Source organism: Gammaproteobacteria bacterium, from assembly GCA_014075255.1.
Taxonomy (GTDB): domain Bacteria; phylum Pseudomonadota; class Gammaproteobacteria; order UBA4575; family UBA4575; genus JABDMD01.
In genome coordinates, this window is sequence record CP046178.1 from 605,546 (window position 1) to 629,981 (window position 24,436).

19 protein-coding genes and 1 pseudogene are annotated in these 24,436 nt (G+C 38.7%); 10 read left to right on the forward strand and 10 right to left on the reverse strand.

Translation table 11 applies throughout. From position 1 onward, the window contains the following. The first annotated feature begins 6 nt into the window (after window positions 1–6). A complete protein-coding gene (locus GKR92_03100) occupies window positions 7–1,377 on the forward strand; it encodes a cytochrome P450 (protein ID QMU60733.1) in 1,371 nt (456 codons plus the stop codon). 14 nt (window positions 1,378–1,391) lie between these two features. Here the strand turns inward: GKR92_03100 and GKR92_03105 are convergent, their stop codons facing one another. Beyond that, window positions 1,392–1,547, reverse strand: coding sequence for a hypothetical protein (locus tag GKR92_03105; GenBank protein ID QMU60734.1), 156 nt, complete (start codon window positions 1,545–1,547; stop codon window positions 1,392–1,394). Between the two features lie 252 nt (window positions 1,548–1,799). On the opposite strand from GKR92_03105, the gene GKR92_03110 reads away from it, so the two are divergent. Continuing rightward, a complete protein-coding gene (locus tag GKR92_03110; protein QMU60735.1) occupies window positions 1,800–3,092 on the forward strand; it encodes an AAA family ATPase in 1,293 nt (430 codons plus the stop codon). 1 nt (window position 3,093) lies between these two features. Here GKR92_03110 and GKR92_03115 read toward each other — a convergent pair whose 3' ends face one another. Then, window positions 3,094–3,867: an ABC transporter permease gene (locus GKR92_03115; GenBank protein QMU60736.1), complete on the reverse strand. Its 774-nt coding sequence runs from the start codon at window positions 3,865–3,867 to the stop codon at window positions 3,094–3,096. A gap of 6 nt (window positions 3,868–3,873) precedes the next feature. Continuing rightward, a complete protein-coding gene (locus GKR92_03120; protein ID QMU60737.1) occupies window positions 3,874–4,797 on the reverse strand; it encodes an ATP-binding cassette domain-containing protein in 924 nt (307 codons plus the stop codon). Between the two features lie 53 nt (window positions 4,798–4,850). On the opposite strand from GKR92_03120, the gene GKR92_03125 reads away from it, so the two are divergent. Both GKR92_03125 and dusA read left to right on the forward strand, forming a co-directional pair. Further along, on the forward strand, window positions 4,851–6,227 hold the full coding sequence (locus tag GKR92_03125) for a leucyl aminopeptidase family protein (protein QMU62699.1): 1,377 nt from the start codon (window positions 4,851–4,853) through the stop codon (window positions 6,225–6,227). A gap of 1 nt (window position 6,228) precedes the next feature. Further along, window positions 6,229–7,221, forward strand: a complete 993-nt coding sequence (dusA, locus tag GKR92_03130; protein ID QMU60738.1) for a tRNA dihydrouridine(20/20a) synthase DusA — start codon at window positions 6,229–6,231, stop codon at window positions 7,219–7,221. Here dusA and GKR92_03135 read toward each other — a convergent pair. Further along, on the reverse strand, window positions 7,218–7,868 hold the full coding sequence (locus tag GKR92_03135; protein QMU60739.1) for a DUF2064 domain-containing protein: 651 nt from the start codon (window positions 7,866–7,868) through the stop codon (window positions 7,218–7,220). The two genes, dusA and GKR92_03135, sit on opposite strands and share 4 nt — an antisense overlap. Next, window positions 7,869–8,549, reverse strand: a complete 681-nt coding sequence (locus GKR92_03140) for a glycosyltransferase (GenBank protein QMU60740.1) — start codon at window positions 8,547–8,549, stop codon at window positions 7,869–7,871. Between the two features lie 176 nt (window positions 8,550–8,725). On the opposite strand from GKR92_03140, the gene GKR92_03145 reads away from it, so the two are divergent. After that, a complete protein-coding gene (locus GKR92_03145; protein ID QMU60741.1) occupies window positions 8,726–10,063 on the forward strand; it encodes a transporter in 1,338 nt (445 codons plus the stop codon). A 575-nt stretch (window positions 10,064–10,638) separates the two neighbouring features. Further along, window positions 10,639–17,853 carry a DUF11 domain-containing protein gene (locus GKR92_03150; GenBank protein QMU60742.1) on the forward strand — a complete coding sequence of 2,405 codons (7,215 nt, stop codon included), beginning with the start codon at window positions 10,639–10,641 and terminating at the stop codon, window positions 17,851–17,853. 5 nt (window positions 17,854–17,858) lie between these two features. Here the strand turns inward: GKR92_03150 and GKR92_03155 are convergent, their stop codons facing one another. Continuing rightward, complete coding sequence (locus GKR92_03155; GenBank protein ID QMU60743.1) at window positions 17,859–18,500, reverse strand: hypothetical protein; 642 nt, start codon at window positions 18,498–18,500, stop codon at window positions 17,859–17,861. Between the two features lie 477 nt (window positions 18,501–18,977). Between GKR92_03155 and GKR92_03160 the strand changes: the two genes are divergently transcribed. From GKR92_03160 to soxZ, 4 genes are all read left to right on the forward strand, one after another. Continuing rightward, window positions 18,978–19,595 (forward strand): hypothetical protein, encoded by a 618-nt coding sequence (locus tag GKR92_03160; GenBank protein QMU60744.1) that lies wholly within the window; start codon window positions 18,978–18,980, stop codon window positions 19,593–19,595. A 210-nt stretch (window positions 19,596–19,805) separates the two neighbouring features. Next, window positions 19,806–20,474, forward strand: a complete 669-nt coding sequence (locus GKR92_03165) for a haloacid dehalogenase type II (protein ID QMU60745.1) — start codon at window positions 19,806–19,808, stop codon at window positions 20,472–20,474. Between the two features lie 123 nt (window positions 20,475–20,597). Beyond that, complete coding sequence (gene soxY / locus GKR92_03170; protein ID QMU60746.1) at window positions 20,598–21,107, forward strand: thiosulfate oxidation carrier protein SoxY; 510 nt, start codon at window positions 20,598–20,600, stop codon at window positions 21,105–21,107. 29 nt (window positions 21,108–21,136) lie between these two features. Continuing rightward, window positions 21,137–21,451: a thiosulfate oxidation carrier complex protein SoxZ gene (gene soxZ / locus GKR92_03175; protein QMU60747.1), complete on the forward strand. Its 315-nt coding sequence runs from the start codon at window positions 21,137–21,139 to the stop codon at window positions 21,449–21,451. 62 nt (window positions 21,452–21,513) lie between these two features. On the opposite strand, the gene GKR92_03180 is transcribed toward soxZ, so the two are convergent. The 4 genes and pseudogenes from GKR92_03180 to GKR92_03195 form a co-directional block, all read right to left on the reverse strand. Then, window positions 21,514–22,659 carry a YeeE/YedE family protein gene (locus GKR92_03180; GenBank protein QMU60748.1) on the reverse strand — a complete coding sequence of 382 codons (1,146 nt, stop codon included), beginning with the start codon at window positions 22,657–22,659 and terminating at the stop codon, window positions 21,514–21,516. Window positions 22,660–22,780: 121 nt separating this feature from the next. Beyond that, the gene (locus tag GKR92_03185) at window positions 22,781–23,254 is read right to left on the reverse strand and encodes a hypothetical protein (GenBank protein ID QMU60749.1); all 474 of its coding nucleotides are present in this window, start codon (window positions 23,252–23,254) and stop codon (window positions 22,781–22,783) included. A gap of 26 nt (window positions 23,255–23,280) precedes the next feature. Then, complete coding sequence (locus GKR92_03190; protein ID QMU60750.1) at window positions 23,281–23,832, reverse strand: hypothetical protein; 552 nt, start codon at window positions 23,830–23,832, stop codon at window positions 23,281–23,283. Between the two features lie 188 nt (window positions 23,833–24,020). After that, a pseudogene (locus GKR92_03195) lies at window positions 24,021–24,224 on the reverse strand (hypothetical protein). Window positions 24,225–24,436 lie beyond the last annotated feature (212 nt).

The following is a 24,436-nucleotide window of genomic DNA, read 5'->3' on the forward strand; positions in this document are numbered from 1 at the left end:
TTACATATGTCGAATCATAATTTTCCGCCTGGTCCGGAAGGGCAAGGTAAATTAGGCTGTTTGCCTGAAATGCGTGCAAACCCAATGGAATTCCTTGAGCAGGTAGCACTTAAATATGGAGGTATTGCGCGAGTCAATATGGGTGCATATTACTCTTATCTAGTTTCTGAACCCAAATTAATAAAAGAAGTGCTAGTCGACAATTACGACAAGTACAAGAAGAACACTCGCTATAAACAAGTTCGCATGGTGATAGGTGAGGGTATGTTATTAAGTGAGGGAGATGTATGGAAGAATCAACGTTCACATGCACAGCCTAAATTCACCGCTAAATCGCTCGACAAGCAAGTAGATTGGATCACCGCTTTAGCAGCAGATTTTCTTGATACTTGGGATTCTAATGCAAAAGAAAACAAACCTGTTGAGCTTGAATATCAGTTTAATTTACTGACTCAGCTGTTAGCTGGTGTTTGGGTGATGGGAGAGGGTTTTAAGCCACGTGCTCAGACAGTGTTTAGCATATATAACCAAATACGTATGAATTGGCCGGAAATGACAGATCTAAGGTCAACATTGTTGCAGCCAAAAAATCTAAAAAAAGAGATTAACTTTAGAAAAGCCTTAGCTAACCTAAATAAATGTGTGTATAGCTTATTGGATGATTACTCAAATACTTATGAAAATGATATTGGATTTTTAAAACACTTGTTGCCTGAAGGTGTAAACGATAAATCAGCAATTAAGAAATATATAAAAAATAACAGGCGCAGTTTGCGCGATCAGTTGCTAACTTTATTTGTTACTGCATTCGAAACTACAGCAACTTCTCTTTGTTGGAGTTTGTATGTAATCGACAAATATTCTGAAGTGAAACAAAGTATTCATGACGAGGTGAATCAAGTTATTGGGTTACAGGCGCCAACAGCAGAGTTACTTAATAAGCTTGATTATACCGAGAAGGTAATTAAAGAGTCGTTGCGTTTATATTCTTCTGTGCATTCATTTTCGCGTGTGGCCTTGCTCGACCATGAAATTGGTGGTTATCAAGTGCCTAAAGAGATGACAGTAATTATTTCATCCTATGTTACTCATCGGTTACCTGAATATTGGGATGATCCACATACGTTTGATCCAAGTCGATTCGATAAGCAACGCACGGTGGGTCGATCTCGTTTTGCATATATTCCCTTCGCTGCTGGACACCGTAATTGCATAGGGTCGTACATGGCATTGATGCAAAGTAAACTAGTAGTTGCGCTTATCGCACAGCGGTACAACTTGACTTTATGTGATGGACATAAAGTTGAGAAACATGCCGCAACTACAATGCGGCCTAAATATGGAATGAAGATGAATGTTCAGCACCTTGCGGCGTGAATTGTTAACAGCTATCAATAACCAGCTTTGCGTGCTCGATCATCTGGACGATCTTTATCATCTTCTTGATTTGGGGTGGTATTTTTATTTGAATTTGAATTCGTGGTTTCTACAACACCTCGCCCTGCATTGACTCGATTGTTTGGCTTTTCTTCTACTTGATCTTCCATGATAATATACTTCGAAAATACAACTAATTTACTAATAGTAACTTTACCGTTTATTTATATCGTATAACCGTGAACTAGATCTAAAGACTTCAATAATCCCTCTGGTTGGCGTATATATTGGATATTTTGTGAATTGCATCCCTAAGCGTGTTGCATATTAGCCCTATAATTTGTAATTAAATAGATAAGTAATAAATCGTATTTAATTTAGAGATTTACGGAATTTCCATCATTTTTTGAGACAATACTAAGATGTATTTACAACACTTTGGGCTAGAGCAGCAGCCTTTCCAGCTAACGCCAGATGCAGACTTTCTTTATTTAAGTAAAGCGCATAACCGTGCTAAGTCTTATATGGAATATACAGTATGGAATCGTGATGGTTTTGTAGTCATCACGGGAGAAATTGGTTCGGGTAAAACAACACTCATTCAACAGTTACTTCGAAGTGTTGATGAAAGTGTATTGATTGCTCGTATTTATCAGACTCAGCTAAACGAAATTGAATTTTTCCAAGCGATATTACATGAGTTTGGTTTGAATCCATTCAGTGCTGGTAAAGTGGAACTTATTAGTATGCTAAATAACTTTTTGCTTGAGCAATATGCTGAAGGCAGACAAGTTATTTTGATTGTAGATGAAGCGCAGAATTTAGGTAAGCGGGTACTCGAAGAGCTTCGTATGTTAACAGGCATGGAAACAGATGAAGATAGAATCTTAAATTTGATTTTAGTAGGACAGCCTGAGCTAAAACATCTACTCGATGCGCCTGGAATGGAACAGCTTTCTCAAAGAATACGTTTTAGATTTCACTTGGCAGCGCTCGAAGAGAACGACATACCTAATTATATAGATCATAGATTAGAAGTGGCGGGGCTTATTAAAAATAAATCTGGTAGTTTGCCAAAAATAATAAAAGAAGAATGCATAGCTATTATATATAGATATACAGGTGGCATTCCAAGATTAATTAATTCACTTTGCGATACTGCACTAATTTGTGCTTTTGTGGAGAATAAAAAAACCATAACTGCAAAAATCGTAGAAGAGGCGGTAAATGAATTACAATGGGTGCCATACAATGAGCGAGTAGGCATTAAAGCACTTAAGAACAAGCCCACTAATGCAGTTAATTTTGATACCCCAGCAAAATTAATCGATCTAATGCATGAGAATGAAGTGCGCGAATATGAATTAAAAGATGATGAAACTACACTAGGTAGAATTGGCACAAATGATATTCGTTTATCAGATGAAATGGTAAGTGGCCACCATGCAAAGGTTATACGATTTCAAAACAACTACTTTATCGAAGATATTGCGAGCACCAATGGGTCGTTTGTGAATGGCAAACGTGTTCACAAATGTGTACTAAAAGATGGTGACAAAATTTCATTTGGCCCATATAAGCTGATGTTTCAAAAGGATGCTGATGAATATGTGCATGACCCAGTTTTTGATATGCCTAATGTAACAAATGCATCAGACACAATTGTCTCGGTAGAAGACACGCTGATTAGTGGTCCAGTTGCTGCAAATAAGTAATTTAGCTTCTTATCCCTATACCTTTGTTGAGCAAGTAAAGGCACACTGAAAACAAAACAATTAAAAAACCTATCATTACAGCCATAGAGGTTGTTAGATTAACGTCCGTAATCCCTAATATTCCGAATCTAAAGCTGTTCACCATATATAGAATAGGGTTGGCTAGTGATACGTTTTGCCAAAAATTTGGCAACATTCCTACACTAAAAAATACTCCACCTAGGTAGGTGAGTGGAGTAAGCACAAAAGTAGGAATAATTGAAATATCATCAAAGCTATTTGCAAAGACACCGTTAATTATTCCTGCTAAAGAAAAAAGCGCAGAAGTGAGTATAGTTGTCACAATAACTAAGCTTATATTTAATATCTGCAACTGTGTAAAAAATAGCGCAACGATTGTAACAGCTACACCAACGAGTACACCTCTAGCAATGCCGCCGAGCATGAAACCAATGATGATAATGTAGTTTGGCATTGGCGAGACCAACATCTCTTCAATATGGCGTTGAAATTTAGCGCTATAAAATGATGAAACTGAGTTGGCATATGAGTTTGTAATGATGCTCATCATGATTAAACCAGGCGCGATAAACTCGATATACGAATAGCCGCTAATGTCATTAATTTGTGAGCCTATGAATTTTCCCATAATGATGAAATACAAAGTCATAGTAATAGCAGATGGAAATATAGTCTGAACCCATATCCTCAAGAAACGTCTAATTTCTTTAACTACGATAGTGCGTAACGCAATTAATTGTTGATTGAAGGGCATAAGAAATTAATTGCTTTGACTTTCGGTAAGCTTTAGAAATAATTCTTCAAGCCGATTAGATTTATTTCTGATACTTAATATAGTGATGCCTTGTCCATTCAATATGCTAAATAACTCATATAAAGTTTTATTATCAGTTAGTGTTATTTCGAGTGTTTTATCATCAATTATTTCAAATTGATATTTTTCTAACTTTGGCTGAGTTGTTAATGGATGTTGCAGATAGAGAATAAAACTTTCTTCGCTTATTTTTTCTAGTAAATTACGCATGCTTGCATCGACGATTATTTTTCCATGATCTATGATTGCAATGTTTTTGCAAAGATTTTCTGCTTCCTCTAGATAGTGCGTTGTTAAAATTATAGTTTTCCCTTCGCTATTTATTTGTCTTAAGAGTTTCCACATTGAGCGGCGTATCTCTATATCAACTCCTGCAGTAGGTTCATCTAGAATAAGTAATTTTGGGTCGTGCACCAGAGCGCGCGCTATCATCAGCCTACGCTTCATCCCCCCAGAGAGTTCTCGTGGCGTGCTCTTGCGTTTATCCCACAAGCCCAATTTATCCAGGCAATCTTCAGCGGCATCGACCGCCGTTTTTCTGTCTAAGCCATAATAGCCTGCTTGGCTTTTAATAATTTCTATCAAGGGCTCAAAACTATTAAAATTGAATTCTTGGGGGACTAAACCGATCTGGCTTTTAGCTTGGGAAAATTGCGTATCAATATCGTATCCCATGATCTGAACCTTGCCAGCAGTTTTATTGATTAAGGATGTTAAAATACCTATTAAAGTAGATTTGCCAGCACCGTTTGGGCCTAATAAAGCGAAGAAGTCTCCCATTCTCACGTTGAGATCTATATTATCTAAGGCAACCACCTTATTCTTATAAACTTTACCTAGTCCATCAATACTAAGAGCATTTTCAGTCATAATTTTATGCGTAGTCGAAAAGCAAAAGGAAGCTAATGTCTAATACAGATTTAATGCAGTATTTTTACACGGATGAAGATACTAACAGTATTCCGATTGATGTCGTACTCAAGTCAGAGTTTTCAGCCTGGAAGAAAAATCAATCTAAATATCTGCAAAATTGGATCGAAGCTTCTCAATTCAAAGCTAAGGCAAGCAATGTGTTGCGCATACCAAATATGCAAGGGTCTTTGGAAAAAGTTTTAGTTATTGCGGAAATTGAGAATTTAATGTGGTGTTTAGGGCTATGTGCTAAACAATTGCCTGCTGGCAAGTATCACATTAATTCATCACATAAAGATAATGAACAACTTTATTTAGGTTGGGGCTTGGGCGCATATCAATATATAGAATACAAAAAAGGTCAAGATAAACTTTGTAAATTGCATATAGATGGAGCAATAGATATAAATCAATTAACCGCAATCATACAAGCGGTGACAGTGGTACGCGATATGGTGAATGCTCCTGCCTCAGATATGATGCCGCAACACATATCGAAAGAATGCGAATCTATCGCACAAGAATTTGGTTTAAAAATATCTGAATGTATTGGGGACAATTTAATTACAGAAAATTATCCTGTTATTCATGCTGTAGGTCGTGCAAGTGCGCACGAACCGCGATTAATAGAATTTATCTGGGGCGACCCACAGCATCCTAGAGTTAGTTTAATAGGTAAGGGAGTGTCATTTGATAGTGGTGGTTTAGATATAAAATCTGCTCAGGGTATGCGACTAATGAAAAAAGATATGGGTGGCGCAGCCCATGCAGCAGGAATCGCTTTAGCAGTTATGCGATTAAAACTACCAATCCAACTACAGGTGTTAATTCCGGCAGTTGAAAATGCTATTTCAGGAGATGCATTTAGACCGGGTGATGTACTCACCTCAAGAAGTGGTAAGACAATTGAAATAGATAATACTGATGCAGAAGGAAGATTGATTCTTTGTGATGCCATAACCAAAGCAGTAGAGAGCAAACCTGATTTGTTGATAGATTTTGCAACTTTAACGGGAGCAGCTAGAGTTGCACTTGGAACTGAAGTGCCAGCATTTTTCACAAACGATGATTCTTCAGCAGCAGATTTAATGCATGCCTCTGAGATAGTTAATGACCCGATATGGCAACTGCCATTACATCAGTCATATCGATATATGTTGAATAGCGATATAGCCGATATCGTTAATAGTGCCGCAAGTGGATATGGTGGGGCGATTACCGCAGCACTGTATTTAAAAGAATTTGTTCCTCCCGAAACAAAATGGATTCACTTTGATGTTATGGCGTATAACATGCGTGCCAGAGCAGGGCGCCCAAATGGAGGCGAAGCTATGGGATTGCGTGCGGTGGTTGAGTTTTTGCAAAAACGTTATACAAACCAACAGTAATATGGAAGATTCTCACAAGTTTTCTGTTGCACCAATGCTGCATTGCACAGATAGACACTTTCGCTATTTAGCGCGCCTTCTATCTAAACGATGTTTGCTTTATACCGAAATGATTACCACAGGTGCACTTATTTATGGTGACCGCGATCGATGGCTTAAGCTGCATAAGGAAGAAAACCCAGTTGCATTACAGCTAGGGGGTAGCAACCCATCTGATATGGCGAAATGTGCTGAACTAGCAGCGGAATATAAGTTCAACGAAGTAAATATAAATGTTGGTTGCCCTAGTGATAGAGTGCAAGCAGGCAAATTTGGCGCTTGTTTAATGTTGGAGCCAGATATTGTTTCAAATTGCATTAAATCTATGCAAGAAGTTGCCAGTACAGCTATCACAGTTAAAACTCGAATCGGTGTGGATAATCAAGATAGTTATGAATTTCTGCAGCAGTTTGTTGAGAAAATTGCACTAGCAGGTTGTAAGACAATCATTGTGCATGCACGCAAAGCCCATCTATCAGGACTGAGTCCAAGACAAAATAGAACAGTCCCTCCACTTCATTATGAATATGTTTATCAACTCAAACACGACTATCCTGAGTTAACATTCATTCTGAATGGTGGTTTAAAAAATAAAACAGAAATATTAAGCCATTTAAATGAGCTTGATGGCGTGATGGTAGGAAGAGAAGTGTATGACAACCCCTATTTTTTGTCCGACATTGATGAAATAATTTTCAATACTCCAGCAAGTACAAAGTCTCGTTTTGATGTGTTAGATCAATACAAGATTTATATTCAATCAGAATTAGATAATGGTGTGCCACTAAAAATACTTGCACAGCATATATTTGGATTGTTTAACGGATTACCTGGAGCGAGAGCCTGGCGGCGTTATTTAAGTGAACATATATATGCAAAAGATGCAGGCTTAGAGGTGATTGATACGGCAGTTGAGTCTGTTGCTGAATTTGAGAGTATCGCTATTGCTAGTTAGTGCATTAGTGAACTTAAGCGTTTGAAGAAGTCCTGATAATCATTGTGTGTAGAAAAGTATTGGAAATCTCCTAAAGTATCTAAATCTCTTACTTTATTAAGGCAACTATACTTCCAATTTAATTCATTTATTTTTTCTACCGTCTGCTTTAAAACTTCATTTGAACTCCAAGCAATATCTTGAAAAATTGAAATGTTAAGGTTCGTAGCGCCAATTAATGCATAGCCGCCATCAATTGCCGGGCCTAATACAATTTCATTACCTAAATTCAGTGATTCAAATGTGTTTTGAATATAGCTGGCATTTATCTCAAGACAGTCTGAGCCAACCAGTACTACATTGTTATTTCCATTTAAATGATTAGTTATAGCGTGAAACATCTTCATGCCTAAATCGCCATCACACTGTTGCTTTAAAGTAAGTCCATATTTATTTTTATATTGCTGGAGAATTGGATGGTCTGCATTTGGATAGCAGTATAAATAAACTTCGGCTCCAATGTTAAAGATAGATTTTAAGGTTTCATCAAGTAATAGTTTATAGATTTCTGCTGCGTATTTATCACCTATATCTTTGGCCAGTCTAGATTTCACTAATCCAGGCTCAGGGTGCTTGCAAAAACATATAATAATATTTTCTTTATTCATTTATGAATAATATTCTTTAGCTAATTTATCTGCAGAAGTACCTAAGAAATAACGTAATCGAAGACGCCACATCAATAAGATAGTTTTTATAATTCCGTGTTTTTCCCATTTTCTACTCGAAGTAATTACAGATCTCATCAGGCACAACGGGTTAGAGTACTTCTTTAATCGCTTGCATAACTCAATGTCTTCCATGATTGATATGTCTGAAAAGCCACCACTGTCAAAATAAGTTCCACGTTTTATAAAAAGCGTGTGATCACCTGTTGCAATGCCTGTGATACAACTACGATTATTCATGAACCATGCGATAATTTTAAATATTAGTTTTTCATTGTCGAAGGCAACTTTAAATCGTCCCCAGCTTGCATTTGTGTTTTTGAACGACGTTTCAATATCGTCTATCGCTGTTTGTGGCAATATGGTATCCGCATGTAAAAATACAAGAATATCATTTGAGCTTGCATTTGCACCAGCATGCAGCTGAAAGCCACGTGAAGCTTTTGTGATTAAGCATTTGCAACCAAGTTTTTTTGCTGTTGCAATTGATCCATCGGTGCTGCCGCCATCTACTACAATAATTTCATGTCCTAACTTTGAAAAAGATTTTAAGTAATTTTGCTGTTTAGAAAAGAATGGCTCCTCATTTAACACCGGAATTATGATAGATAGTTTGCGCATAATTATAAAAAAATACTTAACAGTTAATATGTGTAAATTTTACGATTAACATGTTAAATCATTGATAATTCATAGAATATAAAATTATGTCTATGTCTAAATTTTGTTACAATAGAGCTAGCTAATAAGTCTGTAAGTCAATAATAAAGATTTAGCTTATCCATACGGAGGAGTATATGAGAGCCATAACTCAATTGCTGCATAAAGCCAATTATTATCTTATTTCCATTCTTGTTTTAATAATGTCATCCACTGCATTTAGTGCAGGTTTTCAAATTAGTGAGCAAAGCGGAACTGGTCTAGGGCGTGCTTTTGCTGGATTTGGTGTCATCAACGACGATCTTTCGAATGCCTTTTATAACCCAGCTGGTTTGACCTTGAAAGAGGGCACTCAAATTCAGGTATCGGGTTATTTGATTGATGGTAAATCTAGGTTTTCTACTGATGATGGAGCAACCAATTTAGATTTTAGAGGATTTGGTATACCGGTTCTTTCGCCAAATGGAGGATCTAACGATGATGGTGCTACATTTGGAGTGGTCCCAAATTTATATTTCAAAATGGATTTAACGGATAGAATAGTATATGGGTTTTCAATTACAGCGCCTTTTGGTCTCGCAACAGATTATGATCGTGATTGGGTGGGAAGATACCAAGCTAAAGAATCTGATTTGCTTACAGTTAACATAAATCCTTCACTTGCATATAAAGTTTCGGACTCATTTTCAATTGGCGCAGGACTAGTAGCTGAGTATGCTAAAGCTACATTAAGTCAGGCGCTATCGAATGGCCCGGCAGTTCCACCTGCTCCACCATTCCCAGCAAGCGCAGATGGTTTTAGTGAAGTTAAAGGAGATGATTGGTCTTATGGATGGAATATTGGATTTATGTATCATCCAGATCCTACTTTTCGTGCCGGAATTGGATACAGATCCAAGATCGCTCATAAGTTAGATGGAGATGAGAACGATATTACGGGAGTGCCAACATTAGGAGGAAACTTCTCAGCCGATGTTTCTGCAAGAGCGACACTACCAGAAACAATACATGCAGGAATTTATAAAGAAATAAATAAATGGGGCTTGTCTCTTGGTTTTCGATGGACTCGTTGGAATAGACTTCAAGAAATTGTTATTCAAACAGATGGGCTACCAGATTCTACTCTTGAGCTAAATTGGGATAACGTTTACTCAGCAAATATTGGAGTGGACTATTTCTACTCTGATAAATGGACATTCCGCGCAGGTTATATGTTTGATGAATCGCCAACAAATGATCGTGATCGAACTCCTCGAATTCCGGACGAAGACAGAAATTGGTTTGCAATTGGCGCAAGTTATCATCCAAACGATCATCTACAGTTAGATGTGGGATACACACATATATTAATAGATGATGCTGAAGTAAATCTTGCAACCCCAATTGCAGGTGATATGGCAACTAGTAATCTAGTTGGCGAGTATGAAGATCCGAATGTTAATATTCTTAGCCTACAAGCTGTTTATAAATTCTAAATATAAATTAATGTTACTTCAGTAGCCTGGTTACAGGCTGCTGAAGCTTTAACATTCGTAGTAGTTACCACAGGAATATATTTTGGATTGAGCTGCTACAGTCATGTACTGCGAATGTGTTTTGAAAAACAGAGATAATTTCTTTCTTAGTTCCTTGCTGTTCCTTTTAATGAGTACACTTTTCTTAGCGAAATCATATTTAAAGGAATTTGATTAAATAAATTTATTTAGAATGGATTAACATTAATAAAAATGAGTTAATTAATTATTTTATTTATGAATGCATGTTCTAAAATATTGCTCTGACTTTATGCGTTAAATTTCTGCTCATCTAAATATCCTTAACCTATCTATTGTTTATTAATTCCTTTATTTTCTAATCGTTTATTTTTTGCCCATTTGTTTAAATGTTAGTAATTAGTGACTTATGTTTGCTAGCTAATGTTGCAGCTTGTTTCAAACTTTTACATAAATCTAATTGTTATTAACAGATAAAGTAAATTATCATGTACTTATTATAAGTGGATATAAATCCACAAAAATAAATAAATATAAGAAAATTCAGGAAGGGAAGAATGAGAGCGATGCTGTTCGTTTCTCGTTTGCTATTGGCGTTAATAACAGTATTTGCTGTTACTAATGTTTGGTCTCATAACAAGACTCAATTAGTAAACTGGTCAGTGGAAAAAGAATTAGAGCAATCGTTGGTGTATATCAACGATGCTAGTCCGTGGCCAACTAAAACAGGGCAACTAGTAGCTAGCAATAGTAAATACTACCTGGCAGATTTATCACTTCATAAGACTGTAAATAATCACACACCAAAAATAGGCGAGGTAGTTACATTTACTATCACCGTTAATAACGCAGGGCCAAAAGGTGCAGATTATTCGATTGAAGATGTTGTGCCAAGTGGTTACAGCCATATTAATCATATAAATAATGGCGGAACGTTAAGTGGAAATGCTATTACCTGGAAAGGACAATGGATAGATGCTTACGAGTCTCAAACATTTATATTCTATGCAAAAGTTAACACGCCTGACTGCAAAGCGATTGATCAGTATAAAAATGTAGCCCAAGTAACCTATAGTAATAAGCCAGACCCGGACTCCACACCAAACAATGATGATGGCGATCAAAGTGAAGATGACGAAGATTATGCAACGGTTGTTCCTGACACTAATATATGTGATCAAGTTGCCGATCTATCACTTCATAAGAGTGAGGATAATTCCCAGCCTTGGGTAGGTGAACAGGTAACCTTCACCATTACAATCAACAATGATGGCCCGGATGCCGCCACCAATGTAGGCATCAGTGATGTGGTACCTGCCGGCTACAACAACATTGCCAACATTAGTAACGCAGGAGTCGCCACCGGCAACACCATCAACTGGTCGATTGCCAACATCGCGGTCAACGAGAGTGCGACCGTAACGTTTACGGCGGATGTACTTACACCCACCGGCACGGCAAATGAATACTTAAACACCGCACAAGTCAGTGCCAGTGATCAACTGGATCCGGACTCGACTCCAGGCAATGATGATGGCGATCAAAGTGAAGATGATGAAGACAATGCGGTGGTGGTGCCGAACGTGGGTCAAGGCAGTGCGGATCTATCATTGACCAAAGATGTTAACAACGCGACCCCGAATGTAGGCGACACCGTAACCTTCACGATTAATGTAGCCAACGCCGGCCCGGATGCCGCCACCAATGTAGGCATCAGTGATGTGGTACCTGCCGGCTACAACAACATTGCCAACATTAGTAACGCAGGAGTCGCCACCGGCAACACCATCAACTGGTCGATTGCCAACATCGCGGTCAACGAGAGTGCGACCGTAACGTTTACGGCGGATGTACTTACACCCACCGGCACGGCAAATGAATACTTAAACACCGCACAAGTCAGTGCCAGTGATCAACTGGATCCGGACTCGACTCCAGGCAATGATGATGGCGATCAAAGTGAAGATGATGAAGACAATGCGGTGGTGGTGCCGAACGTGGGTCAAGGCAGTGCGGATCTATCATTGACCAAAGATGTTAACAACGCGACCCCGAATGTAGGCGACACCGTAACCTTCACGATTAATGTAGCCAACGCCGGCCCGGATGCCGCCACCAATGTAGGCATCAGTGATGTGGTACCTGCCGGCTACAACAACATTGCCAACATTAGTAACGCAGGAGTCGCCACCGGCAACACCATCAACTGGTCGATTGCCAACATCGCGGTCAACGAGAGTGCGACCGTAACGTTTACGGCGGATGTACTTACACCCACCGGCACGGCAAATGAATACTTAAACACCGCACAAGTCAGTGCCAGTGATCAACTGGATCCGGACTCGACTCCAGACAATGATGATGGCGATCAAAGTGAAGATGATGAAGACAATGCTTTTATATCACCATTAGTGGATCCTACTGGGTTTTTCTACTGTGAAGATACGGGACAAATATTAACTGGTGGTTCAATCGCTTTTGCTGGTGGTATCGTTAACGTAGGTGCAGATGGCTCTACCGGAGAGTACCAAGTAGATTTTTTACCGGTTGCTGTAGGCACTTTGTATACAATGACCGTTACACCTCCGCCTGGGACTATATTAAGCGTAACTAGGCCTGTAAATCCTACACCAATTGATCCAATAGTAGCGGGTCCACCATTAATAATTGGTAGTGATGAACTCGGTACATCTGGATTTTTAGCAGACTTTACGGTTGGTGCTAATACCCCATGGTATGACACATTTACGATTGATCCAGGAGATCAACTGATGCTAAACAATAATATACCTGTAACTAATTGTGCAACGACCGTAATTCAATTGCGAAAAATAGCTGCAGATGAATCAGTCACGATAGGAAGTTTAGCGCAATATGAAATACGCGCTAGAGCCACGTTACCGGTTCCGCTAACGGATATAGATATAGAGGATAATATACCTGGCGGCTTTAGCTACGTAGATGGATCTGCGGTTCTGATTCGCGCTGGAACGGATGGTGTACTCGACACAGGTGATGATGTAGTTACAAGTGCGGTCGTGACAGGTACAGATCCAATAACTTTTGAAGACATAGACTTCGCAATTGGTGAAGAATTATTAGTTCGTTATTTCTTACAAGTAAGTTCTGGAGTGGTTGAAGGCACATACGAAAATATTGCACAGTGTTTTAATGAAAATAGAATTCCATTATGTAATACCACTCAAGCTTCAGTGCAGGTGTCTCAAGATCCTATTTTAGAAAAAGCTACAATCATTGGTAAAGTTTATGCGGATCGTGATGAAGATGGCTGGCAAGATAATGCTAATGCAACCAATATTGTTGTAAAAGTACAAGGTGATGAAGGAATAGGTCAACAAGTAGAAAGTTTAACGGGTCGTGCTGATCACACAGACCCAATTGAGGATCATCAAGCGAGTATATCGGTTGCACTTCCTGCAGATAAATCTGTACCAGTGAAAATAACAACGGACGAAGGTACCATTTTATTAGTTGATCATACGGGTAAGGTAACTGAACAACATGTTGGCAAAAAATCTAAAGGTTTAACGGCACAAGATCTGCGCATAAGCTCGTCCATTCGTAATGGAAGTATGGACCTCATCATTACCAACTATGGAATTCACGAGACAGGAATTCCTGGCGTTCGTTTAGCAACTGTTGAAGGATTGTTGGTTGAAACCGATGAATACGGCCGTTATCACTTGGCAGACATTGATGGTGGAAGATGGGAAAGAGGGCGTAACTTCATACTTAAAGCAGACCCATCAACTCTTCCTGAGGGTTCTGAGTTTACAACTGAAAATCCTAGAGTATTGAGAATTACTCAAGGATTGATGAGTAAGATTAATTTTGGGGTGAAATTACCTAAGCAAGATCCTGTCTATAAAAAATTAATGAAAGAACGTGAAGTAGTGCGAGAAGAAGAAGTGATTGAAACGCGCGAGCTTACGGGCATCGTTGACCCAGTTCATTTTGAATCGGGTAAAGCGGACATTCCTGATAGTTATATTAAACAGCTGCAACGCGCGATAAATAGTTTGTCTAGCAAAGATAATGTAAGAATAAGTGTTATTGGGCATACCGATATACAGCGATTATCGGAACGAACTGCTGCAAAATTTTCAGACAACTATGGTTTGTCTAACGCTAGAGCCGATCAAGTAGCAAATGAATTAAGTGAAGCATTAAACATAAATCGCAGCAGCATAGAAATATCTGGTCGCGGGCCAGATGACCCTATCGCTACTAATAATACATTAGCCGGTATGGCACAAAATAGAAGAGTAGAGATAAACGTACTATATGATGAAAAAGTAATAAAGCGGACTACCAAAACGATTAGTGAACGAGTTGCGGCTGGAAGAAGTGATGTACAGCTACCGCGTGGTGGAAGAGTGTGGGTGGTAGAAGATCCATCTAAAGTAGATCCAAGACTTGATATTCAATTTCATAGTGCCGTAAGCATAAATGAGAATGGCACTTCATCTCCGGTAACATTCAACAGCTACAGCAACTACCTAGCATTTTTAAAGAGATGGGAAGTGGATGTTTATAACGATTCTGATTTTGATTTAATAAATCCCATTGCAACGATTAAAGGTGATAGAAATAATTTCCTACAAATTCATACACTCAGTTTTAATCAAGGAATTTTGTTAGAAAAATCACTTTGGTACGTGCTGCGTGTATACGATGCAGAAAATAGAATGGATGAAACCGTTCCAAAACGTATTGCGGTTATAGATGACAATCTAAACGGATTCGAACCTTTAACCGAAGAGCAACGTATTCAAATTGCTAATGGTTTGATTGGAAAATCAAGTCTTAATAATCAAAGAATTCCAATTCATGGCTCACGTGTGCGTATTAATGGAAGTGGAATCAATAGAAGCCATGTGTTGAAAGTTGGCGACTTAATGGTATCAATTTCTCATAAAGGCACTTTTGCTACTGAACAGCATCTACCTACTGGAACGCATACATTTGCTATAAATGTGAGTGATGGAATTGATGAAACCATGGATCGTGACCTGAGTGTCGATGTAACGGGAGAGCACTTCTTTATGGTCGGGTTAGCCAATCTCACAGTGGGTGAAAATAATTTGTCTGGTAGCGTAGAAGCACTGGGTGAAGATGATCACTTTGATGAAGATGTTTGGATTGATGGCCGCTTAGCGTTCTATCTGAAAGGCAAGGTAAAGGGTAAATACTTAATCACAGCCCAATTGGATACCACCGAAGATGAATTACATAATTTAGGTGATCGTTTAGATGATGAAGATCCTAGCCGCATATTCCGCCAATTAGATCCTGATCAATACTATGCAGTGTATGGGGATGATTCGATCACAATTGATGATACCGATAGCCAAGGAATGTTCTATCTTCGTGTGGATTGGGATAAGAGTATGGCGTTGTGGGGTAACTACAATACCGATATTACAGGAACAGAGTTTGCGCAATACAATCGTAGTTTATATGGAGCCAAAGTAGAGCACCGAAATATAAACACAACTGATTTTGGTGATCATAAGCATGAAATTCATGCATTTGCATCGCAGGCACAAAATGTTGCAGCCCATAATGAATTTATAGCGACTGGTGGATCACTTTACTACTTAAGAAATACTGAGGTCGTGCAAGGTTCTGAAAAAATATGGGTGGAAGTGCGAAATCGTGACACGGAACAGGTCACAGAAAATATTACGTTAACGCAAGGTGAAGATTACGACATTGACTACCTACAAGGTCGCGTTATTCTTACCCGTCCGTTAACTCAAGTGGATTTTGGTAATGGCCCATCAATAATTCGTGATGAGCCACTTGAAGGTGACGATGTATTCTTATTGGTAGATTATGAATACAACCCGGATAGTTTTGATGCAGATGATGTTACGGCAGGCCTTCGTGGTAAGGCTTGGTTGAACAAATATATAGGCCTTGGTGGAACCTATGTCAGTGAAGAGCGTGATGGTGAAGATTATGAGTTGAAGGGTGCTGATGTAACATTGAAAGCAGGTAAGGGCACGTACATTAAGCTCGAGTATGCAGAAAGCGATGCGATACAAACGAGCCAAAGCCTGATATCTAATAACGGCGGTATTAGTTTCGGTCAACAAGCTACGGTTGATGACCAAGATAGTAAAGCAGAAGCGTATGGTATTGAAGCCCGCGCTAACTTTGCTGAAATGACAGACAATGAGCATGAAGGTTATCTCATGGCTTGGTGGAAAGATCGTGACGCTGGATTTTCATCTACAGCAAGAATCGATGATGGAATTGAAACCAGTGATATTGGTTTAGAGGGTGAATATCGTGCCACACAAAACTTAACATTGAGCACACGAATTACGAATCTTGATAAAGAAAGTATTAATGAATTAACCACTGCGAGTATTCAGGCAGATTATTCATTATCGGATCGCTTAACGGTAGGTGCTGAATTACGTCATGAAGACGAAGACGATGATACGTTTGGTAATAGTAAAGCAACATTAGGTGGCCTAGGTTTGCGTTACAAATTCAACCGTGAAACAGAGCTGTATACAACTGGGCAACTTGTTTTGAGTGATAGTGGCGAATATCAAGACAATGCAGGTTTCACAGTAGGCGCAAGCAGACAAGTTACTTCCAAACTTGCATTAAAAGGCGAGGTCTTTACAGGTGATCGTGGCGAAGCATTTATTCTAGGTGGTGAGTATGCGGTAACACCCAATTCAAATATCAGTATTAATGCTGGTTTTGGTGAAGGTGCTGCGACACAAGTTGGAACCAATTACACCACGGCAAGCGGCTTAGAGCTTTATGGAAGTTATGCAGTTGATCCAGATCGTACAGATAGTGGAGCAAATAAATATACCTTCGGAACAAAGCGAAAGTTACAAAACGGTTTGCAAATATATTCCGAAAGTCAGTTTGGGGAAGGGGATGACGAGCAAAGCATTGGACGCACGTATGGTCTTGATTATGATGTAACAGAAGAATGGCGTTTAAGCGCATCATTGCAAACCAATGATGTAGAGCTCAGTACAGGCGACGTAGATAGGCGCGCCGCTACCATTGGCGCAAGATTTAAGAATGATTCAGTTCGATTTGGAACAGTACTTGAATATCGTGAAGATGATGATCAAACATCAGATCTGGATAATAGCCAGTGGGTAACCAGTAACACGGTTGAATGGCAAAAGAGTGAAAGCCTAAGGTTGCTTGGTAAATTAGATTTATCTGCCACACATAGCGATCGCAATAAAAATGATGAAGCAAAGTACGCAGAATTTGATTTAGGCTTTGCTTATAGACCTGCATTTGACGATCGCTTAAATGTGCTGGGGAAATATACCTACCTATATGATTTGGGAACGAGTGGGCAAGAGGATTCAACTACTGATGAGCGAAGTCATATTTTCTCACTTGAAGGCCTATATGATCTAAATCAGAAATGGGAAGTAGGTGCCAAATATGCTCATCGTGAAGGGGATGTGCGCTTTTCTCGCGGTTCTGGCGAATGGTTTGAGTCTGGTGCGCATTTAGCCGTTATACGATCACGCTATCATTTCATTAAGAAGTGGGATGCGTTAATTGAATATCGCTGGTTAGAAGCTGAATCTGAGGACAATGATAAACTTGGGTTCCTAGTGGGCGCCTATGGCCATATAGGCAATAACTTCAAAGTAGGTGCAGGATATAACTTTACAGACTTTGATGATGATCTAACGGATCAAGATTATGAGAGTGATGGTTGGTTCTTTGATGTGGTTGGAAAATACTAGTCTAACTACTTAATTGAGCCTACTAGACTAACTAACTTCTGATCTAGGCCAACAATGGTATCTTTCCATTGTGATTTTCCAACGACACATTCATTTTGTGGAGTAATAGTTGAAAGATCTTGCTCACGGATCAAAATACCAGACTGTGTAACAAATACAGTATATAAAGTATTGGGCTTCATATTTTTATAAGCAGAGCTGCCGTATACCGTATCCACGGGGGGAAATTTATTTTTATAACGATCTGCCACCTTGGCTAAGTCTAGTGTAGAGGTAGTTTTTAGATCATGGGCACTATGATTCTTTGTTTTTTCATCCTCTATTTTAGAATAGCGTCCTGATAGTCTGTCAATTCTATACATGGCATTTAAACCAAACAAAGTAGCCCATGATTTCCATTTTAGAAACTGTGAATCGATGCGCCATTCATCTCCATAAATTCTATAAATACTTTCTTCACAGAAATTACCTAATCTTAGTGTTGCGTCAAATTCTTGAATACTGACAGGAGTAAATGTTAGCTGTGCGATAGGTTTTTCAGCTACCAGGCGTTTGTAAGTATAAATATTACTAAGCACAAGGAATGCTAATACTAGAGAAACTATAGTTAGAAGCTTTAAAACTTTTGGAGCAAAGTATTTAAACATGGCTAGAACTCTAACAATATTTAGTTAAAGGATAATGTCTAGTTAATTGGTTGGTAGTGTATAAGCCATTAAATGGTGAATTTGCTGGAAATTCTTAGAATAGGCTAGATAAGATGAATTTAAGCCTATGTAATGCCTATATATATAATATTTAACATAATATATATTATGCGTAGTTGTATATGAATATATAAACGCCCTATATAAGTTCTCTGCAATTACTGTCAATCTACTGCTAGCTTATCAATGTTTGCTTTATTCATTGAATACAACCTAATTAAGACCTTCTGATGGTTATATTTGTATAACTTTCAGAATAGATGAGAATCCATAAGAAATATGCATTATTTTTAACCTATTGTTTTAAATGATAATTAAAGGATATTTATCTACTGATTAGTTATATTTAATTCCATTAGAATAATATTATATTAGTATGTACTAATACTATATTAAAACTAACCGGAGTAAGTAGTCATGAGCAAATTTTTAATCTCTTTTAAATACACGCTATCAGCTTTCGCTTTAATCCTATTAGTAGGTTTATCTACAGTAGTTTTTGGTGAAGCTAATAATGCAGAAAATCAAGATATAGCTGAGAATGCTTCTGACTGCAAAATGAAAGCCTATACAGATCCACAAGCCCTAGCAGCAGCAATGGCAAATCCAACTGAATTTATGCAAATTATTGCTTTAATGAGCAATCCACAAACAGCACAAAGCATGATGGAGTGCGGCATGGATTCAAAGCAATGGAATGAAATCATGGCTAACATGACAAACCCTGCATCGATGATGGCTGCATCGGGTCAATTCATGAATCCACAAATGTATATGAACTGGATGACTGCAATGATGAATCCAGCGTTCTACCAAACCACAATGAATGCTTACATGAATCCTGCTCTTTATAACCAGTGGATGACTACAATGATGAACCCTGCATTCTATTCGGCTCCCATGGCAAAAATGGCTGATCCTAAATGGCAGCAAGAAAGCACTGCTTGGATGATGAATCCAGCTAATTTCCAGAAAATGTTTGAAGGCATGTACAACACAGCCCCTGTTGTAGCCGATGCAACTTCAGCTAAATAAAATTAAATGCTGGGAAGCACTGGGATGTTTTTGACTCTCCGGAACTAGAGTAGAACAGCCTCCCCCTTAAAGCCTCGATAGATTATTGTATATTTGTCGGGGCTTTTTTATTTATAAATAAATAATTAGTTTAGTGATCTATACGATGAAGTTGGCGTACAGATTAGCAATCTAATAAACGCTTAAATTAATTGGTACAGAATAAATATAATGGAAAAAAATAAAGCATTTGTTTTTAACGCATACGGCGCAGTCTTAGATACTTATCTTCCATTTGAAGAATATAAAGATCAACTTGGCGAGCATGCATTAGTAATTTATAAATTATGGCGATCAAAACGTCTTCAATATTCTTCGCAACTCAGTTTAATGAATCGTTATACGAGTTACGACTTAATTAGCAAATACGCGCTTGAATTTGCATGCGATGTGTACGGTGTAAAAGATGCTGCGATTAAGAAAAATATTCTTGAAGCACATTCAAAGTTAGATTGCTATCCTGATGTAAAAGATGTCTTACAAGCATTGAAAGATGCAGGTAAAACTACAGCCGTTTTATCTAATGGCTCACCACAAAAATTAAGCTCTGCCCTAAAGAATGCTGGATTAGATAATCTATTAGACGGAATATACTCTACAGAGCAAATTAAGACCTACAAGCCATCCCCTGCTGTGTATGAATTTGTTGAAGAGAAGCTCGCTTTGCCTCGAAATAAGATCTGTTTTGTATCTTCAAATTCATGGGATATTGCCGGTGCTGCTTCGTATGGTTTTAACTCAGTGTGGATCAATCGGTATAAACGAACCCCAGAGCATTTACCCTATCAGGCAGATAAAGAAATTAGTAAATTGTCAGAATTAACAAGTATTGTGCTATAAATTAAATATCAGGGTTAAATTAACATGATTTAACATTCTATTTTCCACTGAATTATTAAATAGAACAGGAACTTACATGTTAAAATATCGTCAAATAAGCACATATACTACGTTTTTAGCTTAATGCTAGCTAACACACAAATATTTCAAATTTTAATAAATGATGAGGATGTCATGAATATTTCAAAAAGAAAATTTATTCAAGGTAGCTTGTATTCAGGTGTATTTGCTGTTCTTGGCAAAGCCACTTTTCTACAGTCTGCATTTGCAGAATATCCGACCGCTGCTTTTGATGAAACCGAATATGAACCTGCACTTAAAGGACTAATTGGTGATGCGGAAATGCAAGAAGGGAACGTCACACTGGATGCGCCTGAAATTGCTGAAAATGGTGCAACGGTTCCTGTAAAAGTATCTACCGATTTAGACAACGTTGAGTGGATCAGTATATTGGGTGACAAGAACCCTCGCCCTTGGATCTCTCGTTTCTATTTTCATGGCAAATCTAAACCATTTGTATCTACGCGCATTAAATTACGTGAGTCTTCAAATGTTGTAGCAATTGTTAAAGCGGATGGAAAACTATATACCAGCAAAAGCGCAGTTAAAGTAACTGCTGGCGGCTGCGTTTAAGCCCATAAGTATAATAGAGGATAAGAAAAATGGCTGATGAAATGAAAATTAGAGCAAAATTAAAAGATGGCATTACAACCGTTAAAGCTATTATGTACCACACTATGGAATCGGGTAGTCGAAAAGATAAGGAAACGGGTGAATTAATCCCTGCTCACTTTATTAAAGAAGTTAAAGCTGAGTTAAATGGCGAAATGATCATCTCCGCCGAATGGGGAACGGGGGTTTCAAAAAACCCTTATTGGTCTTTTGAGTTTGAAGGCGGTAATGCCGGCGACACCGTTAAAATAACTTGGACCGATAATCTTGGCGAATCGGGTATAGGCGAAGCCCAAATCAAATAAACCCAGGTACATTAATAAATAAGTTTAAATAATTTAAACCTTAAGATATAAGCAAGGAGCGTTTACGCTTCTTGCTTTTTCCACGGAATTAGCAACTCTGCTAAACCTGTTCCTAGCGCACCCATAAAGCCTTTTTCATCTAGCATGTGATACTGAATTTTCATCGTCAGCGCACAGCCAAAAATAATAGAGGCTAAGGTTAAGAAAGAACCGATTGCTAAGGTAGATATTCCTGTAACACCTTGACCAATTGTGCAACCAAAAGAAAGTACGCCACCAAATCCCATCATCATCGCACCTACTAAATGATTTACCATTTCAGATTTGTTGCTGAAGGTTTCAATTCTGAACGTGCCAGAAATGATTGCGTAGATAAACGAACCAAAAATCATTCCAAATACAATTGCAATACCAAAGTTAATTTCAGCACCGGTATAGGTCATTAAGTAACTTATGGTGTTGCCTACAGGTCCAATAAAGGCCATGCCTTGCGGAGTGATTGGATCAAAGTCATCCTGACCCACGTGACCAGATACATACCAAGCCGCTACAACACAAACTCCAATTACAATGCCTGCTAATAGGTTATCAAAACTTTTTCTAAACTCTTCATGCTTGAAGGCATAAGCAATAAACCCAAAGGCCACTACAAAGCCACCAATTTTTTGTAGCAAACTAATATCTTCTATATTTAGCAATGCGCCGATGTAGCTGAACAATCCTTGGTTATCTATGCCTTGATTAGTGAGATCAGCGCTAATCGGATATATATACTCAAGTCTTACAATTGCAAGAATACCTCGCATCGTCATGTATGCAGTAATGCCTAAAACAATTAACACAATTAATGCTTTAAGATTTCCACCGCCTACTCTGACTAAGTTACGTTGTCCGCATCCGGCGGCTAATGTCATGCCAATACCAAATAGGATACCGCCCAAAACATAACTTAAAAGATAAAGATTTGGAGAACGATAGACGGATGCGTCGATATCGACCCGTCCGCTTAAATATAGATATTGGACCCCTAAAATGGCTATGCCAATAGCAAAAAACCAGGCACCCATGCGCCCTCTAGAGCCCATGTTGACGACGTCACTGATAGCACCCATTGAACAGAAATGTGTTTTGTTCCCAACAAAACCAAACACCATTGCGATTAAGAAGCCTAACAAGGCTACTAAATGAAGGTTTGATAGTTCTTCCATGGCTTATCTATAAAATGTCTTCTCGTTAATTGTAAAAGTCGCGAATTATACCTATGCAACTGGTGATGTGCACTAAAGCGATTGTTAAATAATTAAAAACTATTTGATCGATTGTTAAAATCTATCTACCAGATTGCTGTAGCTCTAATTGCTGTTCGTACCATTTTTTGTACTCTTTTGGATCCATCGGTTGTTGGGTTTGAGCTGCCACACCATTTGGTAACATGGCATGCGGGTTTACCCACATGGTTGGAGCCATCATTTGCGTAGGCATAGCCGCCATTTGATGCATCATTTGAGTCATTTGCGTGTTATTCATCATGTTATTCATCATTTGCAACCATGCTGCAGGCGTGAATTCGAAAGGCGCTTGTGCTGCAAAGGGTTCAGACATCGTATAGTTCTGATATTTGGTAGCATCGGGTGCAAAAGCAGCAGTATTCCCAGATAAAGTTGGATGCTTATAAACAGAGGTGATTGAACTGGCTGATGTTTCTGGTTCGTCTGATTTATTTATGTAATACAAACCAATCCCAGCAGCAAAAATAGCTGCAATCGGGGCGACAAACAAAATATCTTCTAAATAATTATTCATTTTATCAGTGCTTATACGGAAAATGTTTATTGAGTAGCTTGTGGTTGAGGAGCCATATTTTTCATCATCTCCGTCCACTGATTAAACCATTGTTCATATTGTTTTGGATCCATCATTTGTCCACCTGGCATTTGAGACATAGCGTTGTTTCCATGTGCACCCATTCCTGGCATACCCATACCACCTGACATCGGTCCCATCATAGGGCCCATCATGCCCATCATTGGATACATCATGTTCATGCCCATCATAGGGTTCATCATACTGCCACCCATCATCATCGGGTTCATCATCGATGTCATCATATGAGGATTCATCATCGGGCCCATCATGTTCATGTACATGTGAGGATTCATCATTCCATTCATTTGGCCCATCATCATCGGGTTCATCATGGTATTCATGTCAGAGGATGAAGGAGTTTGGTTTTTCTTTTCTTCATCTGCATGTGTGCATGAAATACCGACAGCGAATAAACAGCTAGTGATCACGATTAATCGGGTAAAACTATGTAGTGAATGCATATAACTGCCTTTAAAGGTGTTTGCGTTAATGGTAAATACTAAAAAGCCATACATAGAAAACTATGTATGGCTTGTTTAAATTCATTGCTGCCAATTTATATAGCAGCTTATTGGTTAGTTTGTGGATGTTGCGTCATATTATTCATCATTTCCGTCCACTGACTAAACCATTGTTCGTATTGTTTTGGATCCATCATTTGACCGCCTGGCATTTGTCCCATTGGATTACCGCTTTGCGCTCCTGGCATTCCCATTCCACCCATCATTGGGTTCATCATGGTCATAGGGTTCATCATTGAACTCATTCCACCCATGCCCATCATCGGTCCCATCATCGCCATTGGGTTCATCATTGAACTCATTCCACCCATGCCCATCATCGGTCCCATCATCGCCATTGGGTTCATCATAGAGCCCATCATAGGATTCATCATGCCCATCATAGGATTCATCATGCCCATCATAGGGGCCATCATGCCCATCATAGGGGCCATCATTGAATTCATCATTTGAGGATTCATCATGCTCATCATCGGCTTCATGGATTCCATCATTGGACCATAGTCTTTTGCATAACGGGCAACAGTTTCCGCGTCATGGCACTCAGCGCAGGATTCCATAGACATCGCTTTTTCGGGATCCATCATCATGTTCATCA